Origin of the sequence: Streptomyces sp. NPDC005805 (assembly GCF_040630445.1) — a bacterium.
In the GTDB taxonomy this organism is placed as follows: Bacteria; Actinomycetota; Actinomycetes; order Streptomycetales; family Streptomycetaceae; genus Streptomyces.
Genome location: NZ_JBEXXN010000029.1, coordinates 53,731 through 74,275, shown reverse-complemented (window position 1 = coordinate 74,275; position 20,545 = coordinate 53,731). Strand labels below are relative to the sequence as shown.

Below are 20,545 nucleotides of genomic sequence, written 5' to 3'. Positions count from 1 at the left end.
GTGCCGTGCTCAGTCCTCCCGGAGGAACCCGCTCTGCGGGCGGACCGGGTCGGTGTCGTCGTCCGGCTCCACCGGCGGGGAGAAGGTGCCTCCACCGGACGGGGACGGGAGCGGCGGCTTGCTGGTCGGGTCGCTCGGGGTCGGGTCCGGGGACGTGGACTCCGACTTGGAGGGCGAGGGGTCGGGTGACTCGGACTCCGACTCGCTCTCGCTGGGCGTCGGGTCCGGGGACTCGGACTTGGAGGGCGAGGGGTCGGGCTCGGGGCTCGCGGGCTCGGCCACCTCCAGGTCGAAGCGGGCGTCGGAGCCGCCGTTCAGCGCGTCGGTCGTGTAGGCGCCCCAGATCCGGGCCGGGAAGCCGCCGCCGTTGGCGCGGCCGGAGTTGGCCGTGCCGGTGAGGCTGACCTGACCGGTGCCGTCCGCCTTCTCGCCGAAGAGGGCGACCACCGTGGTCAGTTCGGGGGTGTAGCCGGCGTACCAGGCCGAACGGTTCTGCTCGGAGGTGCCGGTCTTGCCCGCCGCCTGGTACGGGCCGGCCGCGGCGACGCCGGAGCCGTTGCGCACCACACCGGTGAGGCCGGAGGTCACCGTGTCCGCGGTCTCCCGGCTGACGGCCTGGCCGCCGACCGGGTCCGCCAGCTCGACGGTGCGGTCCTTGTGCTCGGCCTTGGCGACCACCGCGGGCGTGATCTTCTTGCCGTGGTTGTCGAGGGTCGCGTAGACCCCCGCCATGTCCATGGTGGAGGCGCCCATCACACCGAGGGAGATGGCCGGGCGCTCGGGGAAGTTGACGTCCGGGACGCCCAGTTCCAGGGCGGTCTTCTTCACCTTGTCGAGGCCGACGTCCACCGCCATCTGCGCGAAGGCGGAGTTGATGGACCGGTTGAGGGAGGTCTGCACGCTGACCGGGCCGTGGCTGCGGCCGAGGTCGTTCTGCGGGGCGAAGGGGGTGTCGCTGCCGACGACGGGACGGCGGCTGGTGCCGTCGTAGACCGTGTTCAGGCCGATCGGGGAGCCCTTCTGGGTGGTGGACTCGTTCTCCAGGGCGGAGGCGAACACCACGGGCTTGAAGGTGGAGGCGGGCTGGTAGTCGCGACGGGTCGCGTTGCTGATGTAGTGCTTCACATAGTCCGTGCCGCCGTACAGGGCGACGACCTTGCCGGTCTTCGGGTCGACCGAGGTGGCGCCCGCCTGGACGGTGGCGTCGACCTTGCTGCCCTCGCGGTCGAGCTCGTCCTCCAGCTTCTCCTGGACGGCGTTCTCCAGGGCCTTCTGGCGCTTCTTGTCGATGTTGAGCGTGATGGTCCAGCCGCCGGCGTCGAGGTCCGCCTCGGTGAGGCCCTGACGGGCCAGCTCCTTCTTCGCCGCGTCGACCAGGTAGCCGGTCTGGCCCTGCATACCGGGCGCGGGGCGGGGCTCCTTGGGCACCGGGAAGGTCATCCCGGCCCGCTTGCCCGCGTCCAGCCAGTCCTCCTCGACCATGTTGTCGAGGACGTAGTTCCAGCGCTCCTTCACCAGCGCCTTGCCGTCCTTGGAGGCCACGGCCCAGTCGTACTGGCTCGGGGCCTGGAGGAGGGCGGCGAGGTAGGCGCCCTGCTCGACGGTGAGCTTCTCGGCGTCCACGCGGTAGTACGCCTGGGCGGCGGCCTGGATGCCGTAGGCGCCGCGGCCGTAGTAGCTGGTGTTCATGTACCCGGCGAGGATCTCGGACTTGCTCTTCTTCTGGTCGACCTTGAGGGAGATCACCAGTTCCTTGAGCTTGCGGGTGACCGTCTGGTCCTGGTCCAGGTAGTAGTTCTTGACGTACTGCTGGGTGATGGTCGAGCCGCCCTGCTTGCCCTGGCCGCTGAGGGTGTTCTTCAGCCCGCGCAGGGTGCCCTTGAAGTCGACGCCGGAGTCCTGGAAGAAGGTCTTGTTCTCCGCGGCGACGAAGGAGTACTGGACGTCCTTGGGGATCTCGTCGAGCCCGACGATCTCGCGGTTGACGTCGCCGGTGCGGCCGAGGATCGAGCCGTCGCTGTACTTGTAGACGTTGCTCTGCATCTCGGCCTCGGCGTTGGCCTTGGGGACCGGCACCAGCAGGTAGACGACGAAGAAGGCGCCCATCGCCAGCAGGCAGAGCCCGAAGAAGGTGCCCAGCATCTTCCGCCAGGTGAAGAAGCGGCGTATGCCGCCGCGTCCGCTCCGCCCGGCCCGGCGCGCATCGCGCTGCCGAGCCTGCCGCTCTTCCGCTCGGCCCATCGTGTCGCCGCTCCGCTCTTCCGTGTCGCCGGTCGTGTCCGTGGTCGTCTTCGCGGTCGTCAGTCCCGCCGGGGCGCCGGGCCCCGAATCAGCTCAGAAAGGTAACACCGGTGGTGCAGACAAAGGGGATTCGATCCGACCTTTTCCGGACGTGAGAATCAGCACCCCTTCCCATGGAACCGACTCACGAGGGGTGCGCAGGGTTGCCGCGGGCGCTAAAGTGCTATCACTTTGCTAGACAGTGTCCGGGCGCCCGGGGCGTCCGGACGATCACATACGGGGAGTGGGACATGAGCACAGACGACCAGGTGGCAAGGCCGTACACGACCGTGACGGAGGCGGCACTCGCCGACGCGCCGCAGATGCCCGCGCCCCGGGTGCGGGAGTTCGCGGCGCACAGCATCGGGGGCGGGCTCGCCCTGCTGCTCGGTCTGCTGGGGCTCGCGGGCGGGGTGGCGATGGTCCTGGCCGCCGTCCCGGTGGAGTCCGCGGGCGGCAAGGCGGTACTGATCACCGGCGGCATCCTGGTGTCGGTCCTCGCCTTCCTCGCGATGTGCGGGCTGAACATGGTGGCGCCGGGCGAGGCCCGCGTCGTCCAGCTCTTCGGCCGCTACCGGGGCACCATCCGCACCGACGGACTGCGCTGGGTCAACCCGCTCACCTCCCGCGCCAGGATCTCCACCCGGGTGCGCAACCACGAGACCGCCGTCCTCAAGGTCAACGACGCCTACGGCAACCCGATCGAGCTGGCGGCCGTGGTGGTGTGGAAGGTCGAGGACACCGCCCAGGCCATGTTCGAGGTGGACGACTTCCTGGAGTTCGTCTCCACCCAGACCGAGGCGGCCGTGCGGCACATCGCCATCGAGTACCCGTACGACGCCCACGACGAGGACGGCCTCTCGCTGCGCGGCAACGCCGAGGAGATCACCGAGAAGCTCGCCGTGGAGCTGCGCGCCCGGGTCGAGGCGGCCGGTGTCCACATCATCGAGTCCCGCTTCACGCACCTCGCCTACGCGCCGGAGATCGCCGCGGCGATGCTCCAGCGCCAGCAGGCGGGCGCGGTCGTCGCCGCGCGCCGGCAGATCGTGGACGGCGCGGTCGGCATGGTGGAGGTGGCGCTCGCCCGGCTCACCGAGCACGACATCGTGGACCTCGACCCGGAGCGCAAGGCCGCGATGGTCTCCAATCTGCTGGTCGTCCTCTGCGGGGACCGCGCGGCCCAGCCGGTCGTCAACACGGGCACGCTGTACCAGTGAACCCGCCGCCCCCTCCCCCGCCCGCCGGGGAGCGCAAGCAGGTACTGCTCCGCCTCGACCCGGCGGTGTACGAGGCGCTGGCCCGCTGGGCCGGCGACGAACTGCGGAGCGCCAACGCCCAGATCGAGTTCCTGCTGCGCCGGGCGCTCGCCGAGGCCGGGCGGCTGCCGAGGGACGTCTCCCCGCAGCCGCGGCGCGGCCGACCGCCGCGCACCCCGCCGCCGGGCACGGGGGACCCGGCGGCGGGATAGCGCGGGGGCGGGCGGGCCCGGGGGCGGGCCCCGGGGGCTTCCCCTTCGGCCGGGGGCCGAGGCGGAACCCCCGGGGGCTTCCGCCTCGGCCCTGAACCCCCGGGCCTCCGCTTCGGACTGAGGCCGGGGCCCGGGCCCCGGGGCCCTCGCTTCGACGAAGTGGGGAACCCCCGCTATACACCGCGCGTATACACCCCGTGTACGGTGACCGCCATGTCCATCGGCCACACCCTTCTCGCCCTGCTCGAAGCCGGCCCCCGCCACGGCTACGACCTCAAGCGCGCCTTCGACGAACGCTTCGGGCAGGACCGCCCCCTGCACTACGGCCAGGTCTACTCGACCATGTCCCGCCTCCTGAAGCACGGCCTCGTCGAGGTCGACGGCATAGAGGCGGGCGGCGGCCCCGAACGCAAGCGGTACGCGATCACCGACGCCGGGATCACCGATGTGTCCCGCTGGCTCGCCGAGCCCGAGAAACCCGAGCCCTACCTCCAGTCCACGCTCTACACCAAGGTCGTCCTCGCGCTGCTCACCGGCCGCAGCGCGGCCGAACTCCTCGACACCCAGCGCGCGGAGCATCTGCGCCTGATGCGCGCGCTTACCGACCGCAAGCGCCGGGGCGACCTCGCCGACCAGCTCATCTGCGACCACGCGCTCTTCCACCTGGAGGCGGACCTGCGCTGGCTGGAGCTGACCGCCGCCCGCCTGGACCAGCTCGCCGCGCAGGTGCGCGCGTGATCCCCGACGGCTCCCTGCTCGCCGCCGAGGACCTGCGCAAGTCCTTCGGCCCGACCACCGCCCTGGACGGGGTCTCGTTCTCCGTCCACCCGGGCGAGGTGGTGGCCGTGATGGGCCCCTCCGGCTCCGGCAAGTCGACCCTGCTGCACTGCCTCGCCGGGATCGTGGCACCCGACGCGGGCTCCGTCCGCTACGACGGGCGCGATCTCGCCGCCCTCGGTGACGCCGGCCGCAGCGCGCTGCGGCGCAGCGAGTTCGGCTTCGTCTTCCAGTTCGGCCGGCTGGTCCCGGAGCTGACCTGTGTGGAGAACGTGGCCCTGCCGCTGCGGCTCGGCGGGGCCCGGCGCAAGGACGCCGAGCGGACGGCCACCGAGTGGCTGGAGCGGCTGGAGACCGCCGACCTGGCCCGCAAGCGGCCCGGGGAGATCTCCGGCGGCCAGGGCCAGCGGGTCGCGGTCGCCCGGGCGCTGGTCACCTCGCCGCGGGTGCTCTTCGCCGACGAGCCGACCGGCGCGCTGGACTCGCTCAACGGCGAACGCGTGATGGAACTGCTCACCGGGGCGGCGCGCGAGCGGAACACCGCGGTCGTCCTCGTCACCCACGAGACCCGGGTCGCGGCCTGGTCCGACCGCGAGGTCGTCATCCGCGACGGCCGCTCCCGCGACCCGGAGTTCGCCCGATGAGACGGCTGCTCCATGAACTCGCCCTCGGCGCCCGGTTCGCCCTCGGCGGCGGACGTGAAGGGCTGACGCGGACCGCGCTGACCGCCCTCGGCACCGGTCTGGGCGTCGCGCTGCTGCTCCTCGCGGCCTCCGTCCCGCAGATCATGGCGGCCCGCGAGGCCCGGGAGGCGGCGCGGACCGCCTCCGACTGGTACAGCGCGGAGCCCGCGCAGCGCTCGGACCGGACCGTGGTGCACCTGGAGGCCCGCACCGAGTACCGGGGCGACCCCGTCGCCGGGGAGCTGCTGCGCGCCGACGGCACCCGGCCCGTGCTGCCGCCCGGGCTGGAACGGATGCCCGCCGCGGGCGAGATGTTCGTCTCCCCCGCGCTCGGCGAACTGCTCGCCTCCCCCGGCGGCGCCCTGCTGAAGGAACGTCTCGGCGCCCGGGTGGCGGGCACCATCGGTGACGAGGGCCTGCACGACCCGCACGATCTGCGCTACTACGCGGGCAGCGACACCCTGACGACCGCCAACGGCGGCACCCGCACGGCCGGTTACGGCACCGGCCGGCCGCACGACCTGGTGGACGCCCCGCTCGTCGTGCTGATCGTGCTGATCTGCGTGGTGCTGCTGGTCCCGGTGGCCGTCTTCCTCGCGACCGCGGCGCGCTTCGGCGGCGAACGCCGCGACCAGCGGCTCGCGGCCCTGCGGCTGACCGGCGCGGACGTCCGCGCCACCCGCCGGATCGCGGCCGGTGAGGCGCTGCTCGGCTCGCTGCTCGGACTGGCCGTGGGGGCCGGGGTGTTCGCGGTGAGCCGGCGGTTCGCCGGTTCGGTGCGGCTGTGGGATCTGGGCGCCTTCCCGCACGACGTGGTCCCGGCGCCGTGGCTCGCGGCCCTGGTGCTGCTCGCCGTGCCGCTCTGCGCGGTGGTGACGACCCTGGTCGCGATGCGTTCGGTGACGGTCGAACCGCTGGGCGTCGTACGGGGGTCGGCGCCGGTGCGGCGGCGGCTGTGGTGGCGGCTGGCGATACCGCTGGCGGGCCTCGGGGTGCTGCTGGCGATCGGCCGGGTGACGCCGGGCGGGGCGGTGGACACCTTCCCCATCGCGGCGGGCGCGATCCTGGTGCTGCTGGGGCTGTCCACGCTGCTGCCCTGGCTGGTCGAGGCGGTGGTCCGGCGGCTCGGCGGCGCCGGACCGCTGCCGTGGCAGCTCGCCGTGCGGCGGCTCCAGCTCAGCGGCGGGACGGCGGCCCGGGCGGTGAGCGGCATCACGGTCGCGGTCGCCGGGGCGATCGCGCTCCAGATGCTCTTCGCGGGCATGCACGCGGACTTCGCCCGGCTGATCTCCCACTCGACCTGGGCCGGGCGGATGACCGTCCAGGCCGAGTACGCGGCCCCGGGTCTCGCGTCCAAGGCGGAGAAGGCGTTCCGCGCCACGCCGGGTGTCCGGGAGGCCACCGCGGTGATCGAGGCGAGCGCCATGGGCACCGGCCCGGTCTCCGGGGACGAGACCCGGTCGATGACCTCCCTCGTGGTGGCCTCCTGCCCGACCCTGCAACGCCTCGCGGAGGTCTCCCGCTGCTCGGACGGCGACGCCTTCGTGGTCCACAAGCGGGGCGACGCCGAGCTGAACCGGTGGATCGACCGCACCGCCCGCAAGGGGCAGGCGGTCGATCTGAGCGACCCGTTCGAGCGGGACGGGAAGCGCGAGCCGCTGCTGTGGACGCTGCCCGCGGACAGCCCGACCGTCCCGGCCCGGCCGGACGCGGGCGGCGAGGAGCTCTTCGGCATCTTCGTGACACCCGGCGCGCTCACGGGGGCAAACGCGGGGGGCTCGGGGGCGGCGGGCCCGATGGACCCGGCCGCGCTGCCGGACGCGCGGACGGTCGCGCAGGTGCACCTCGACGACGGGGTCCCGGACGCGGCCGAGCACGTCCGCAACACGGCGGCCCGGCTGAGCCCCCTGCTCGCCGTGCGCGAGGCCGCCGACGCCGACCGGGACCAGCGGTACGCGAGCGTGCAGCGGGGTCTGCTGGCCGGGGCCTGCGGGACGCTGGCGCTGATCGCCGCGTCCCTCGTGGTGGCGCAGATCGAGCAGTTGCGGGAGCGGCGGCGGCTGCTGTCGGTCCTGGTCGCCTTCGGGACGCGCCGCGCCACGCTGGCCTGGTCGGTGCTGTGGCAGACCGCCCTGCCGGTGGCGCTGGGCATGGTGGTGGCGACCGCGGGCGGGCTGGCCCTGGGCGCGGTGATGCTGCGGATGACCGGCAAGGCGGTGACCGACTGGTGGGTGTTCGTGCCGCTGGCGGGGGCGGGCGCGGGCGTGGTCGCGGGGGTGACGCTGCTGACGCTGCCGGCCCTGTGGCGGCTGATGCGGGCGGACGGCCTGCGGACGGAGTGACGCGGGGGCCCTGGCGGGGCGGGGGGGCCGGGCCCGGCAACGGCGTCCCGTGGGCTCGTCGCGGAGGCCGGGCCCCCGCCGGTCCGCCCGTCCCCGTCAGTCCGCGACCCGTACCGGCAGCTCCCGCATCGCCTCCCGCAGGGCCCCCGCGAACTCGGCGAACTCCTCGGCCCGTGCCGTGCCCGCCCGCATCGCCAGGGCGATCCGGCGGCACGGCGTGGGCGCGGCGAAGTGCGCGGTGCCCAGCCCGCCCCGGCCCGCCTCCACCTCGACCGCGGTGCGCGGCAGCAGGGTCACACCCATGCCCCCGGCCACGAGCTGCACCAGGGTGGCGAGCCCGGCCGCGGTGGTGGTGACCGGCGCCCCGTCCGCGCGGCCGGCCTCCCGGCAGATGTCGAGCGCCTGGTCGCGCAGGCAGTGGCCCTCGTCGAGGAGGAGCAGCGGCAGCTCGCGCAGGGCCTCGCGCGGCAGGTCGCCCCGGCCGCCCAGCTCGTGGCCCTCGGGGGTGACCAGCACGAAGTCCTCGTCGAAGAGCGGGAGTTCGGTCACCCCCGGGACCCCCAGCGGCACCGCGAGCAGCAGCAGGTCCAGCCGCCCCGCGGTGAGCCCGTCGAGCAGCGAGGAGGTCTGCTCCTCGTGGACCTGGAGGTCCAGTTCCGGGTAGCGCCGGTGGACCAGGCGCAGCACGGCCGGCAGCAGATAGGGCGCGACGGTGGGGATCACCCCGAGGCGCAGCACGCCGGTGAACGGGGCGCGCACCGCCTCGGCCTCCTCCAGCAGCAGCCCGACCGCGTCCAGGACGGCCTTGGCGCGCACGGCGAGGCGCTCGCCGGCGGGCGACAGCAGCACCCTGCGCGTCGTACGCTCCAGCAGCTGGACACCGAGTGCCTCCTCCAGCGCGGAGACGGCGCCGGACAGGGCGGGCTGGCTCATCCCGATCGCTGCCGCCGCGTCCCGGAAGTGCAGATGCTCCGCCACGGCCGCGAAGGCGCGCAGCTGGGCAATGCTCGGCTGTTTGCCCCGGTTCATCTGTGCCACTGATAAGTACCTCCGATCGCGATGACCGAGTCTAGCTATTTCCGCGATCAATGCACCCTGTGCCACTATCAAGATCCGTCCAACCCCCGTGGAAGACCCCAAAAGGGCACCTTCCGGTACGCAAGGAGAGCGCGTGCTCACTGTCGGTGACCAGTTCCCCACGTTCGAGCTGACCGCCTGCGTCTCGCTGGAGAGCGGCAAGGAGTTCGAGACCATCGACCACAAGTCCTACGAGGGCAAGTGGAAGGTCGTCTTCGCGTGGCCCAAGGACTTCACCTTCGTCTGCCCGACCGAGATCGCCGCCTTCGGCAAGCTGAACGACGAGTTCGCCGACCGCGACGCCCAGATCCTCGGCTTCTCCGGTGACTCCGAGTTCGTCCACCACGCCTGGCGCAAGGACCACGCCGACCTGCGTGACCTGCCCTTCCCGATGCTGGCCGACTCCAAGCACGAGCTCATGCGGGACCTGGGCATCGAGGGCGAGGACGGCTTCGCGCAGCGTGCCGTCTTCATCGTGGACCCGAACAACGAGATCCAGTTCACCATGGTGACCGCCGGTTCCGTGGGCCGTAACCCCAAGGAGGTCCTGCGGGTCCTCGACGCCCTGCAGACCGACGAGCTGTGCCCCTGCAACTGGACCAAGGGCGAGACCACCCTGGACCCGGTCGCCCTCCTGGCCGGTGAGTGAGCATGGCCCTCGACGAGCTGAAGTCCGCCGTCCCGGACTACGCCAAGGACCTGCGCCTCAACCTGGGCTCGGTCATCGGCAACAGCGAGCTGCCCGAGCAGCAGCTCTGGGGCACCGTCCTGGCCTGCGCGATCGCCTCCCGCTCCCCGCGGGTGCTGCGTGAGCTGGAGCCGGAGGCCAAGGCCAAGCTGTCGCCCGAGGCGTACACGGCCGCCAAGTCGGCCGCCGCGGTCATGGCGATGAACAACGTCTTCTACCGGACCCGGCACCTGCTGTCGGACCCCGAGTACGGGACGCTGCGCGCCGGTCTGCGGATGAACGTCATCGGCAACCCGGGTGTGGAGAAGGTCGACTTCGAGCTGTGGTCGCTCGCCGTCTCCGCGATCAACGGCTGCGGCCAGTGCCTCGACTCGCACGAGCAGGTGCTGCGCAAGGCCGGTGTGGACCGCGAGACGATCCAGGAGGCGTTCAAGATCGCCGCTGTGATCCAGGCCGTGGGCACCACCCTGGACGCCGAGGCCGTGCTGGCCGAGTAGTCCTCCCCGCGCACGAGGAAGAGCCCCCGCGGGCCGGAACATCCGGCCCGCGGGGGCTCTTCGCATCGGCGGCTCAGCCCTTGAGGCGGGCCAGCAGCGTCCTGGTGTCCTCGATCAGCAGGGCCTCCACATCGGCCGTGTCGACGGTCTGGTCGCCGCCGATGTCTCCCTCGTAGGTGAAGACCGCCAGGCTGAACGTCGCCTGGCCGTCGAGGACGTCCAGTTTGACGCTCGTGGAGTCCCTGGTCACCAGGGCGCGTTCGCCGAGGCCGTCGACCGAGCGGGGTGCCTCCTCCGACTCCAGGAAGTACTGGGCCCCCACATGGATCCGGCCCTCGAACTCCACCCCGGGGTCGGCCTTGCGGTGCAGCGTGTAGGTGATCATGAGTTCCGGGTTCGACCAGTACTCGTTGCCCTCGTCGTCGACCTCGGGCTCGGCGCCCTCCGGCTTCATCGACAGGTTGCAGGTCGTCTCGACGAGGTCGGGGTGCCGGCGGACCTCGGGCGAGGTCACTTCCTCCGGTCTGCCCAGCACGCCCTTGAGCGAGGTGAAGTCCTCCTTCTCGCAGATCTTCGCCGTGTCGCGGTATCCGCCCAGGTCCGGCTTCTGCTGTCCGTACGCGTACAGTCCGCCCGCCCAGACGGCCGACGCGGCCAGCGCGCCGCCCAGCGCCCACAGCCAGCCGCGGCGGCGGCCGCCGGGTCCGTTGCCCGGGACGGGGTCCTCGCCGGAGACCGTGTCGGGGCCGTGGCCGCCGCCTGGCTGCCCGGGGACGGTCCGGCCGGGGCCGTCGAAGCCGTGCTCACCCACCAGTTCGGGTTCGGAGATCACTGCTGCCCCTCCTCGGTGCCGGATCGGGGCGCCGAGGGCCCTGCCGAGGGCGCGGGGGTCGGCGCGGTGGCCAGGGCCGTCGCGCCGTGCGGGGGCGGTGAACCGCGCAGCGCCTGCTCCTGGCTGTACGCGCGCAGATAGCCGACGACGGTGTTGGTGACGGCCACCAGCGGCACCGCGACCACCGCGCCGCCGATGCCCGCGGTCAGCCCGCCCGCCGCGACGGCGAGGACGACCGCCAGGGGATGCACGCGCACCGCCCGGCCGAGGATGAACGGCTGGAGGACGTGCCCCTCGATCTGCTGCACCGCGAGCACCACGACCAGCACCATCAGCGCGGTGAACACGCCCTGGGTGACCAGCGCGACGACCACCGCGAGGGCACCGGAGATCACCGCGCCGACGAGCGGGATGAACGCGAAGAGGAAGATGAACACGGCCAGCGGCACGGCCATGGGCACGTCCAGGAACCAGATCCCGAGCCCGATGAAGACCGCGTCGATCAGGGCGACCAGCACCGTGCCCCGCACATAGGCGGTCAGGGTCCGCCAGGCCCGCGGCCCGGCCCCGGCGACACCCGCCCGCGCCTGGGCGGGCACCAGCTTGAGGCTCCACTCCCAGATGCGCCGCCCGTCGTGGAGCAGGAAGAGGGTGGAGAACATCGCCAGCAGCATGCCGGTGAGGACCTCCACCATGACGGTCACGCCCTGGAGGCCGGCCGAGGTGATCTCCTCGGTGTTGGTGCCGATGGTGTCGCTCAGGTTCTGGGCGATGTCGTTGATCTGGCTCTCGGTCACATGGAACGGGCTGTCCAGCAGCCAGCGTTTGAGCTCGTCGATGCCGTCCCGGACCCGGGCGGAGAGGGTGTCCAGGTTCTCCATGACCTGCCACACCACGAACCAGCCGACCAGGCCCATGATGACGAAGCCGAGGACGGCGGTGACCGCGGTCGCCAGTCCGCGCGGCAGCCCGGCCCGCTTGAGGCGGGCGACGGTGGGCTGGAGCAGGGCGGTGACGAGGAGCGCCGCGACGAAGGCCAGGACGACCAGCTGGACGGCGCTGATGACCCGCATCAGGACCCAGAGGGTGCCGGCGAGGACCAGCAGACGCCAGCCGGCCTCCGCCGCCACGCGCATGCCCCACGGGATGGCCGCGACCGGGTCGGGCCGGGCCGCGACATCGGGGGCGTAGGACGGCGGCGGGGGGACCAGTTCCTCGGGCGGCGGGGCGTCCGGCAGGTCGTCGTCCGCCACGGCTTCCTTGCGGCGCTGTTCCAGCCGCGCCCCCGCCCGGGTGAGCCCGGAGCCCACCCGCCCCAGCCACCCTGGAACCTTCGACATCATGCTCCCTCGTGTGCCCCCGCTCTCCCCCTGCACCCCGGAGGGGGCGCGGAGGTGCTCCCGCCCGGGACGTTCGGCCCCGAACGCTACACGCACCGAGCCCCTCACCGTAGGACGGTGAGGGGCTCGTGAAGGTTGAGCGCCGGACCGGGCAAGCCGGTACCGGTGGTCGGCCCAGGGCCGGTGGTCGGCCTAGTACCAGTGGTTGGCCTGCCAGAAGGACCAGGCACCGCACGGGCTGCCGTAGCGGCTGTCCATGTAGTTGAGGCCCCACTTGATCTGGGTGGCGGGGTTGGTCCGCCAGTCGGCGCCGGCCGAGGCCATCTTGGAGCCGGGCAGCGCCTGGACGAGGCCGTACGCGCCCGAAGACGGGTTCTGCGCCTGGTAGTTCCAGGTGGACTCGCGCTGGACGATGTTGCTGAAGCACTGGAACTGGTCCGCGGGAATCATCTGCCGCGCCATCGCCTGGACCTGCGCGACGGTGTACGAGGCCTGCGGGGCGAAGTCGGAGGCGGAGCGGATCGAGTCGCGGTTGGCGCGCGCCTCGGCCTCCTCGCGCTCCTTCTTCTCCTTCTCCGCCTTCTCGACGGCGGCGGCCTTCTTCGCCTCGGCGGTCTTGGCCGCCTGGACGCGGGCCGACTCCTCGGCGGACTTCTTCGCGGCGGCGTCCGCGGCGGCGGCCTGTGCGTCGGCCTGCTGCGTCAGTGACGAGAACTGCACCTGGGCCTGCTGGCCCACGGGGATGTCCGCGAGGAGCGTCGTGTCGGCGGCGGCCGCTTCGAGGTTGTCCCCAGCGGGCTGGGTGCCGCCCGACGCGACGCCGACGACGGCGCCGACGGTGGTGACCGCTGTCGCGGAGGCGACGGCGAATCCCCGGACCGAGATCCGGCTCACACGGTTTCCTTCCAGCAGCGCCCACCCGGGTGACCTCGCGGACGCAATCGTGCCCCTGGCACTGGCCTCCACACTGCATGGGTCACGGGAGGCGCGGGCCCGGTGGGCAACTCCTTTCCGGAGTTGCCGCATTGTGCTCGCGGGCGGCATGCGACGGCAAGTCTTGAGTTGTGTGTTGCTGTGCACCACGGGTGGTGCGGTTGTGTCGCATGCGGGGCCTGACGGAAGCAAGACTCTGCCGGACGCCGACAGCGCAAGGCAATTATTCGTTGCGTGGGAAAGGTCACACCCCGTTTGGCCCAGGGGTTTTCGAGGAAATACCGCGCAGCACGGCGCCGCCCGGCTACGCTCTTGCGCTTTGCCGGACGGCGCCAACTGCTATGTCCCGGTTGCCGGGAGAATCCCTGATGCCACCTCAGGGACGAATCAGTCAGACGTGCCCGTCCTCCAGCATTTCGGTCACCAGGGCGGCGATCTGCGAACGCTCCGACCGGGTGAGCGTGACATGGGCGAACAGCGGATGCCCCTTCAGTTTCTCGACCACGGCCACGACTCCGTCGTACCGGCCCACCCGGAGGTTGTCCCGCTGGGCCACGTCGTGGGTGAGGACGACCCGGGAATTCGCCCCGACCCGGGACAGAACGGTCAGCAGGACGTTCCGCTCCAGCGACTGGGCCTCGTCGACGATGACGAACGCGTCGTGCAGGGACCGGCCGCGGATATGGGTCAGCGGCAGGACCTCCAGCATCCCGCGCCCCAGGACCTCTTCGATGACCTCCCGCCCGGCGACCGCCGAGAGGGTGTCGAACACCGCCTGCGCCCAGGGGCTCATCTTCTCGGCCTCGGTGCCCGGCAGATAGCCCAGCTCCTGCCCGCCCACCGCGTACAGCGGCCGGAAGACCATCACCTTCTGGTGCTGCCGCCGCTCCAGCACCGCCTCCAGACCGGCGCAGAGCGCGAGGGCCGACTTGCCGGTGCCGGCCCGGCCGCCGAGGGAGACGATCCCGACCTCCGGGTCCAGCAGCAGGTCGAGGGCGATCCGCTGCTCGGCGCTGCGGCCGTGGATGCCGAACGCCTCCCGGTCGCCGCGCACCAGGCGCACGTTCCCGTCCGGCGTGACCCGGCCGAGCGCCTTGCCGCGCTCCGACTGGAGGACGAGACCCGTGTGCACGGGCAGCTCGGCGGCCTCCGGCACATACAGCCGCTCCTCCCCGTAGAGGAGGTCCACCTGTTCGGCGGTGAGGGACAGTTCGGTCATCCCCGTCCAGCCGGCGTCGGTGATCGCCAGCTCGGCCCGGTACTCCTCGGCGAGCAGGCCCACCGAGGACGCCTTGATGCGCAGCGGCAGGTCCTTGGAGACGACCGTGACGTCGTACCCCTCGGCCTGGAGGTTGCGGGCCACGGCCAGGATCCGCGAGTCGTTGTCGCCGAGCCGGAAGCCCGCGGGCAGGATGCCGGGGTCGGAGTGGTTCAGCTCGACACGCAGGCTGCCGCCCAGGTCGCCGATCGGGAGGGGAGCGTCGAGACGGCCGTACCGGACGCGGAAGTCGTCGAGCAGGCGCAGGGCCTGCCGGGCGAAGTACCCGAGTTCGGGATGGTGTCTCTTGGCCTCCAGCTCCGTGATCACCACGATCGGGAGCACGACCTCGTGCTCGTCGAAGCGGCTCATGGCGTGCGGGTCGGCCAGCAGGACGCTGGTGTCGAGAACGTAGGTGCGCCTGTCGGGCAGGCGGCGCTTTGTGCTGTTCACCACGGAAGGACGTACCCCCTCGGACGAGGTCGGGGCGCGGCGCCGGACGGCGGCGTCGCGGACCATGGGTCCAGCCGGCGGAGCGGCGGACGGGCCGGGACGGGCCTCTGCGCGCGGGCCAGGGACAGGCCCCCGGCGCGGACCGCCGCTGCGGCACGGACCGTGCGGTCCGTACCTCGGCCGCGTGGGCCTGAGCAGTCCTCGGTGTGCAAAGGGCCTCCCGGGTGAGCGGTGTCGGCCGCTCACTGAGATACGACGTTCGTGGATCGGACGTCGACCTGGAGGGGGTATGCCCGCGAACAACTCCGGCCATGCCATGGCACGTGTCGTCATGCGGATGAACAGGGGATGACACCGGGCGGGCGCGGGGGGCGCGGGGTCGCACACGGGGCGCGTGGCGGGGTCTCGGGGCGGCGCGGCCGGGGCCCGGCGGGGGCCGCCGGGGACTTCGGGGCCCGCCCCGGAGTGTTCGGGGTTCTCCGGGCTCAGGCGCCGTAGCGCCGGTGGCGGGCCGCGTAGTCGCGCAGCGCCCGCAGGAAGTCGACCTTGCGGAAGGCCGGCCAGAACACCTCGCAGAAGTAGTACTCCGAATGCGCGCTCTGCCAGAGCATGAATCCCGACAGCCGCTGCTCACCGCTGGTGCGGATGACGAGGTCGGGGTCGGGCTGGCCCCGGGTGTAGAGATGCTCGGAGATGTTCTCGACCTCGACGGTCTCGGCGAGCTCCTGGAGGCTCGTCCCCTTCTCCGCGTGCTCCAGCAGCAGCGAGCGCACGGCGTCGGCGATCTCCTGGCGGCCCCCGTAGCCGACGGCGACGTTGACGATTATCCCGTCGATGGCGCCGGTCGCCTCCTCGGCCTCCTTCAGCACGGTCTGCGTGTGCGCGGGGAGGAGGTCGAGGGTGCCGACGTGGTGGACCCGCCAGCGGCCGTCGGCGGCGAGGTTGCGGACGGTGTTCTCGATGATGCTGAGGAGGGGGGTGAGCTCCTCCTCGGGGCGGTCGAAGTTGTCCGTCGACAGCAGCCACAGGGTGACGACCTCGACGTCGGTCTCGTCGCACCAGCCGAGCAGTTCGGAGATCTTGTCGGCGCCCGCCTGGTGGCCCTGGGCGGCGGTGCCGCCGGACGCCTTGGCCCAGCGGCGGTTGCCGTCGAGGATCACCCCGATGTGCTTGGGCACCTGGGCGTGGTCGAGGCGGCCCTCCACCCGGCGTGCGTAGAGCCCGTACACCAGGTCGCGCAGGTTCACTGTGTTACACCCCTCGAAACGGCTGTCCCCGAAGGCGCAACAGTACTGCGGCCGGGTCGCGGCGGCCCAACCTGGTGTGTCACAAGTCCGCGATAGCCCGTGATAGCAAGAACGGGTGAACGCATCCCCGCACTGGACCCCCGCACCGGACCGCTACGACGCCATGGAGTACCGGCGCAGCGGCCGTTCCGGCCTGAAGCTCCCCGCGATCTCGCTCGGCCTCTGGCACAACTTCGGCGACGACCGCGCGCTCGACTCGCAGCGCGCCATCCTGCGCCGCGCCTTCGATCTCGGCGTGACGCACTTCGACCTGGCGAACAACTACGGACCGCCGCCCGGCTCCGCGGAGCTGAACTTCGGCAAGCTCTTCGCGCAGGATTTCACCCCCTACCGGGACGAACTGGTCATCTCGACCAAGGCGGGCTACCTCATGCACCCCGGCCCGTACGGCGAGTGGGGCTCCCGCAAGTACCTGCTCTCCTCGCTCGACGCCTCCCTGAAGCGGATGGGCCTCGACTACGTCGACATCTTCTACTCGCACCGCTTCGACAAGGACACCCCGCTGGAGGAGACGATGGGGGCGCTCGCCTCCGCCGTCCGGCAGGGCAAGGCGCTCTACGCCGGCGTCTCCTCCTACACCGCCGAGCAGACCGCCGAGGCGGCCCGGCTGCTGCGCGAGATGGGCGTCCCGGCGCTCATCCACCAGCCCTCGTACTCCATGATCAACCGCTGGATCGAGGACGACGGGCTGCTCGACACCCTGGAGGGCGCGGGCATGGGCTGCATCTCCTTCGCGCCGCTGGCGCAGGGGCTGCTGACCGGCAAGTACCTGAAGGGCATCCCGGAGGGCTCCCGCGCCACCCAGGGCAAGTCCCTCGACCCCGGCCTCCTCTCGGACGACGTGCTGCGGCGGCTGCGCGGGCTGAACGAGATCGCGGCGGGCCGGGGCCAGTCCCTGGCGCAGCTCGCGCTCTCCTGGGTGCTGCGCGACCCGCGGATGACCTCGGCCCTGATCGGGGCGTCGAGCGTGCGGCAGCTGGAGGAGAACATGGCGGCCCTGGCCGCGCCCGCGCTGACGGAGGCGGAGCTGACGGAGATCGACACCTTCGCGGTGGACACCGCCGGCACCAATATCTGGGCCGCGCGGAGCTGAGCCCCCTGCCCCCTTCGCCGGGCGGGGACAGAAAACGGGCCGGTCCGTGGGGGGGATACGGACCGGCCCGAGGGGGGGGTTCCACCATAACCCTTCGTAAGCGGTGTTGGATGCCATGACATGCCAACGCGGCGTGGCGGATCCCGCGGACGGGGCGGCGGGGGCCACCGGAGGGGGTGCCGGACGGCCTCCGGCCTGGGGTCCGCCCGGTCCGGGGCGGCCGTTTCCGTACCCGCGCGACCGGGCCGCCGGCGGGCCCGTCCCTCCGACGGGTGACCCCGCGTCACGGGCCTTGCGTTGACGCGCGGATCGCGTACCCCCGGCGGGCGGCCTCAGGACGCGCCCAGGGCCCCGGCGAGCAGCCCCAGGTACGCCCCGGCCAGCATGAACGGTCCGAAGGGGATCGCCGTCCGCCGCCCCGCGCGGCCCAGCGCCATCAGGCCCAGCCCGTAGACCGCGCCCAGCAGGAACCCGGCGAACGCCCCGGCGAACAGGACCGTCCAGCCGTACCAGCCGAGGAACACCCCCAGGGCGAGGGCGAGTTTGACGTCGCCGAAGCCCATGCCGTTCGGATTGACCAGGAACAGCACGAAGTACGCGCCCCCGAGGACGAGCCCGCCCAGCAGCGCCCCCGGCCAGGACCCGGCCGCACCGGGCAGGAGCGCGGCGAGCCCGAGCAGGGCGGCGGCCCCGCCGGCGAGCGGCAGCGTGAGCCCGTCCGGCAGCCGGTGCACCGCCCGGTCCACGACGGCGAGCAGCACGCCGACCGGCGCGCAGAGCAGCCAGACCGCCACCTCGGGCCGGGGCCCGGTGGCGAGGGCGAGCAGCGCGCACAGGAGCGCGGTGGTGAGGGGCAGGACGGGGGCGCGGCGGTAGCGGGGGCCCGGGGCGTCGGGGTCGGCGGGGTCGCTTTGGGCGACCACCGGGCCGGGGTCGCCGTGCCCGGCCGCCGGGCGGGGGTGGTCACTCCGCACCACCGCCGGGCCGGGGGGCGGGGCGAGCGGCCCGGTCGTCGCCCTCGCGCACTCCCGGCACCGCGCGAGCCCCACCCAGCCACGCACCGGCCCGCCGATCGGATGCCCGGCCGGGCACGCGTCGCGCCACGCCTCCTCCGGCTCGACGGAGAGGCGGTAGGCGGCCCGGGGCACCAGCAGCCCCGCCGCGCCGCCCCACAGGGCGGCGACCACGGCAAGCATCGGCGTCGGGTCCACGCCGGGATCCTAGGGCTCGGCACCGGCGGTCAGGCCCGGGAACGGGCCCACGCAACGGCGGAATAGGCCATTCCGATCGCAAGTCCCATAGACCCGGCACATGGATTCATAATGAATGGCATAGTCATGACATTCGGCAAGTCCCGGGAGACATGGGGGAATTCAGTGAGACCGATCAGAAGTACGAGCCGGCTCACCGTCGGCGCACTGGCCGTTGCGCTGTCGGCCGTCCTGCTGCCCGCCGCCGGTGCAACCGCCTCGGAACCGGGCACAGCGGGAGCGCAGAGCCCGGCCACCGACAGCACTGCCGTCACGGCGGAGACGAAAGGGGACTTCGCCGCCCTCGCCGAAGCCGTGATCACCAAGCGGACGGCCGCCCTTGTCGAGGGCACACAGTCGTTGGCCAGGGCCTCGACGCCACCGGTCGGCGATGTACGCCTCGCCGGCACCGTCGCCCGCGCCGAGGACCGTGCCGTCACAGGGCTGGTGAAGCGCAAGAAGCTCCTCGCCGAACTCGACGAGGCCTACACAGCCGCGGACACCGACGTCACCATCGACTAGGTGACAGTCGCCGCCGACGGCCGGGCAACAGCTCACGCCACCGAGACCACCGTGCTCACCTACAAGAAGATCCGAGGCGACGAGCCGCCGACGACGGGCTTCCAGGCACGCCACGAACTGACCTTCACCGCAGGCGCGGACGGGACATGGCAGCTGTCCCGGATCTCGCCGCTCGAAGAGGGCGGCCCCGGGGCGGTGAACGCACCGGAAACCGAGGTCGTGGACCCGGGCGGCGAGGAGACACCCGTCGGCGAGCCGGCGACCACCTCGGAGCCCGCACAGCAGCAGAACAAGTTCTCGGTGGCGGCCGGCTACAACTACAGCGCCATGGCCAAGTACGCCGAGAAGCACTGGAAGAACTACAACCCGGCATACCGCACGTTCAACGGCGTCGGTGGCGACTGCACCAACTTCATCAGCCAGGCGCTGCGCGCGGGAGGCTGGAAGAACGACACCGGTTGGTACAAGAGCTACAAGAACTGGTGGTACAACTCCAGCAACCAGACCTGGTCCTGGACGAGCGTCAGCTACTGGGCCTCGTTCGCCCTGCACAGCAAGCGGACGTACAACCTCTCCAACGTGTACCACATGGGTGTCGGGGACATTCTCCAGATGGACTTCACCAGCAACGGGTCCAAGGATCACTCCATGATCACGACCTACCGGAGCTCCAGCGGTGTCCCGTACCTCACCTACCATTCGACCAACACCTACCGAAAGTCGGTGGCGAGCCTTGTGGCGTCCAACAAGGGAGCGACGTACTACGCCTTCCGCACCTGAGCCGGAACGGCCGGCCGACGGGCGGGCGGGCCGCCGGTTCGGGGTGGCGGCGGCCGTGGTGTGCGCCGCGCTCGTGCTCGCGGCGTGCGGGGGCGGTGGCGAGGGCGCCGAGAAGGCGGATCTCGCCGACCAGGACCGCTTCCTGACCGAGTACGTCCAGCTGCTCAACGCCTCCGACGAGGCCGGTCTCGCCGATCTCCTCGACGGCCACCCCGACGGCGAGGACGACGCGAAGGCCCGGCTGCGGGCCTACGGCGGGCAGGGGTGGGACGTCACCTGGAGCCGGAACTCCGAGTTCCAGGACGTCTGGCAGGTCCGGCTGACCGGACAGGCGGCGGCCGGCGGCCGTGACGTCTCGGTCACCGAGACCGTGAGCTGGGAGGACGGGCAGTGGCACCTGGCCCCGATGGACGGGGTCGTGCCGAAGCCGTCCGGCGCGGCCGGTACCGCGCCTCCGGGCTGACCGCCCCGGGCCCCGACCCGTTCGAAGCGCGGGGCGGGGCCCGCTACCGTCCCCCCATGGGTGAATGGCGGGACGGCACGGCCGAGTTGTGGATTCCCGGGCGGGCCGAGCCGGTCGGGGTGGTGGTGGCCGCGTCGTACCGGGCGCGGAGGCGGGGGCTGCTCGGGCGGGACGGGGTCGAGGGGGCGATGCTGCTGACGCCGTGCGCGTCCGTGCACACCTTCCGGATGCGCTTCGCGATCGATGTGGCCCATCTGGACCGGGAGCTGCGGGTGCTGGCCGTGCGCACGATGGTGCCCGGGCGGCTCGGGCAGGTCCGGCTCAGCTCGCGCCATGTGCTGGAGGCGGAGGCGGGCGCAATGGCGGGGTGGGGGCTGGTGCCCGGCGTACGGGTGAACGTCCGCCCGGTCGCCGGGGGCTGAGCGCGCCGGGGTGGGCGATGCGCCAACGCCCGTACGAGGAAGGCCGGTTGCGGTCTGGCCCGGCGGGCCGTTCCGTGCCA

Annotated in this window: 20 protein-coding genes; 12 read left to right on the top strand and 8 right to left on the bottom strand. The window is 72.4% G+C overall.

Going from position 1 to position 20,545, the window contains the following annotated elements; all coding sequences use genetic code 11:
* Nucleotides 1–9 precede the first annotated feature (9 nt).
* Entirely contained in the window at nt 10–2,241 is a 2,232-nt protein-coding gene (locus ABZ457_RS18055) for a transglycosylase domain-containing protein (protein WP_359158549.1), read from the bottom strand.
* A 290-nt stretch (nt 2,242–2,531) separates the two neighbouring features.
* Between ABZ457_RS18055 and ABZ457_RS18050 the strand changes: the two genes are divergently transcribed.
* The 5 genes from ABZ457_RS18050 (at nt 2,532) to ABZ457_RS18030 (ending at nt 7,550) form a co-directional block, all read left to right on the top strand.
* Complete coding sequence (locus ABZ457_RS18050; protein WP_359158548.1) at nt 2,532–3,497, top strand: SPFH domain-containing protein; 966 nt, start codon at nt 2,532–2,534, stop codon at nt 3,495–3,497.
* On the top strand, nt 3,494–3,748 hold the full coding sequence (locus ABZ457_RS18045) for a hypothetical protein (RefSeq protein WP_359158547.1): 255 nt from the start codon (nt 3,494–3,496) through the stop codon (nt 3,746–3,748). The genes ABZ457_RS18050 and ABZ457_RS18045 overlap by 4 nt, the downstream gene beginning before the upstream one ends.
* A gap of 213 nt (nt 3,749–3,961) precedes the next feature.
* The gene (locus ABZ457_RS18040; RefSeq protein WP_359158546.1) at nt 3,962–4,486 is read left to right on the top strand and encodes a PadR family transcriptional regulator; all 525 of its coding nucleotides are present in this window, start codon (nt 3,962–3,964) and stop codon (nt 4,484–4,486) included.
* The gene (locus tag ABZ457_RS18035) at nt 4,483–5,169 is read left to right on the top strand and encodes an ABC transporter ATP-binding protein (RefSeq protein WP_359158545.1); all 687 of its coding nucleotides are present in this window, start codon (nt 4,483–4,485) and stop codon (nt 5,167–5,169) included. Before ABZ457_RS18040 ends, ABZ457_RS18035 begins: the two co-directional genes overlap by 4 nt.
* The gene (locus ABZ457_RS18030) at nt 5,166–7,550 is read left to right on the top strand and encodes an ABC transporter permease (RefSeq protein ID WP_359158544.1); all 2,385 of its coding nucleotides are present in this window, start codon (nt 5,166–5,168) and stop codon (nt 7,548–7,550) included. The genes ABZ457_RS18035 and ABZ457_RS18030 overlap by 4 nt, the downstream gene beginning before the upstream one ends.
* Before the next feature lie 96 nt (nt 7,551–7,646).
* Here ABZ457_RS18030 and ABZ457_RS18025 read toward each other — a convergent pair whose 3' ends face one another.
* Nucleotides 7,647–8,579 (bottom strand): LysR substrate-binding domain-containing protein, encoded by a 933-nt coding sequence (locus ABZ457_RS18025; RefSeq protein WP_359158559.1) that lies wholly within the window; start codon nt 8,577–8,579, stop codon nt 7,647–7,649.
* A gap of 142 nt (nt 8,580–8,721) precedes the next feature.
* Between ABZ457_RS18025 and ABZ457_RS18020 the strand changes: the two genes are divergently transcribed.
* Nucleotides 8,722–9,276 carry a peroxiredoxin gene (locus tag ABZ457_RS18020; RefSeq protein WP_359158543.1) on the top strand — a complete coding sequence of 185 codons (555 nt, stop codon included), beginning with the start codon at nt 8,722–8,724 and terminating at the stop codon, nt 9,274–9,276.
* A 2-nt stretch (nt 9,277–9,278) separates the two neighbouring features.
* Nucleotides 9,279–9,812, top strand: a complete 534-nt coding sequence (locus tag ABZ457_RS18015) for an alkyl hydroperoxide reductase (protein ID WP_359158542.1) — start codon at nt 9,279–9,281, stop codon at nt 9,810–9,812.
* Between the two features lie 73 nt (nt 9,813–9,885).
* On the opposite strand, the gene ABZ457_RS18010 is transcribed toward ABZ457_RS18015, so the two are convergent.
* The 5 genes from ABZ457_RS18010 to ABZ457_RS17990 all read right to left on the bottom strand — a co-directional run bounded on the left by ABZ457_RS18010 (nt 9,886) and on the right by ABZ457_RS17990 (nt 15,875).
* Nucleotides 9,886–10,644, bottom strand: coding sequence for a hypothetical protein (locus ABZ457_RS18010; protein WP_359158541.1), 759 nt, complete (start codon nt 10,642–10,644; stop codon nt 9,886–9,888).
* On the bottom strand, nt 10,641–11,984 hold the full coding sequence (locus ABZ457_RS18005; RefSeq protein WP_359158558.1) for an AI-2E family transporter: 1,344 nt from the start codon (nt 11,982–11,984) through the stop codon (nt 10,641–10,643). The genes ABZ457_RS18010 and ABZ457_RS18005 overlap by 4 nt, the downstream gene beginning before the upstream one ends.
* Nucleotides 11,985–12,176: 192 nt before the next feature.
* Nucleotides 12,177–12,878 carry a transglycosylase SLT domain-containing protein gene (locus ABZ457_RS18000; protein ID WP_018845716.1) on the bottom strand — a complete coding sequence of 234 codons (702 nt, stop codon included), beginning with the start codon at nt 12,876–12,878 and terminating at the stop codon, nt 12,177–12,179.
* A 430-nt stretch (nt 12,879–13,308) separates the two neighbouring features.
* Nucleotides 13,309–14,631: a PhoH family protein gene (locus ABZ457_RS17995; RefSeq protein WP_359158540.1), complete on the bottom strand. Its 1,323-nt coding sequence runs from the start codon at nt 14,629–14,631 to the stop codon at nt 13,309–13,311.
* 482 nt (nt 14,632–15,113) lie between these two features.
* Entirely contained in the window at nt 15,114–15,875 is a 762-nt protein-coding gene (locus ABZ457_RS17990) for an isoprenyl transferase (RefSeq protein WP_359158539.1), read from the bottom strand.
* 115 nt (nt 15,876–15,990) lie between these two features.
* Between ABZ457_RS17990 and mgrA the strand changes: the two genes are divergently transcribed.
* Nucleotides 15,991–17,028: an L-glyceraldehyde 3-phosphate reductase gene (mgrA, locus tag ABZ457_RS17985; RefSeq protein WP_359158538.1), complete on the top strand. Its 1,038-nt coding sequence runs from the start codon at nt 15,991–15,993 to the stop codon at nt 17,026–17,028.
* 332 nt (nt 17,029–17,360) lie between these two features.
* Here the strand turns inward: mgrA and ABZ457_RS17980 are convergent, their stop codons facing one another.
* Nucleotides 17,361–18,224, bottom strand: coding sequence for an A24 family peptidase (locus tag ABZ457_RS17980; protein ID WP_359158557.1), 864 nt, complete (start codon nt 18,222–18,224; stop codon nt 17,361–17,363).
* Nucleotides 18,225–18,404: 180 nt separating this feature from the next.
* Here ABZ457_RS17980 and ABZ457_RS17975 point away from each other — a divergent pair, with 180 nt between their 5' ends.
* From ABZ457_RS17975 to ABZ457_RS17960, 4 genes are read left to right on the top strand one after another with little or no spacing between them, the layout of a single operon-like run.
* The gene (locus ABZ457_RS17975; protein WP_359158537.1) at nt 18,405–18,800 is read left to right on the top strand and encodes a hypothetical protein; all 396 of its coding nucleotides are present in this window, start codon (nt 18,405–18,407) and stop codon (nt 18,798–18,800) included.
* On the top strand, nt 18,801–19,580 hold the full coding sequence (locus ABZ457_RS17970) for an amidase domain-containing protein (protein ID WP_359158536.1): 780 nt from the start codon (nt 18,801–18,803) through the stop codon (nt 19,578–19,580). It abuts the gene before it with no gap.
* 58 nt (nt 19,581–19,638) lie between these two features.
* Entirely contained in the window at nt 19,639–20,043 is a 405-nt protein-coding gene (locus ABZ457_RS17965; protein ID WP_359158535.1) for a hypothetical protein, read from the top strand.
* A gap of 56 nt (nt 20,044–20,099) precedes the next feature.
* Nucleotides 20,100–20,465, top strand: coding sequence for a DUF192 domain-containing protein (locus tag ABZ457_RS17960; protein ID WP_359158534.1), 366 nt, complete (start codon nt 20,100–20,102; stop codon nt 20,463–20,465).
* Nucleotides 20,466–20,545: the final 80 nt, after the last annotated feature.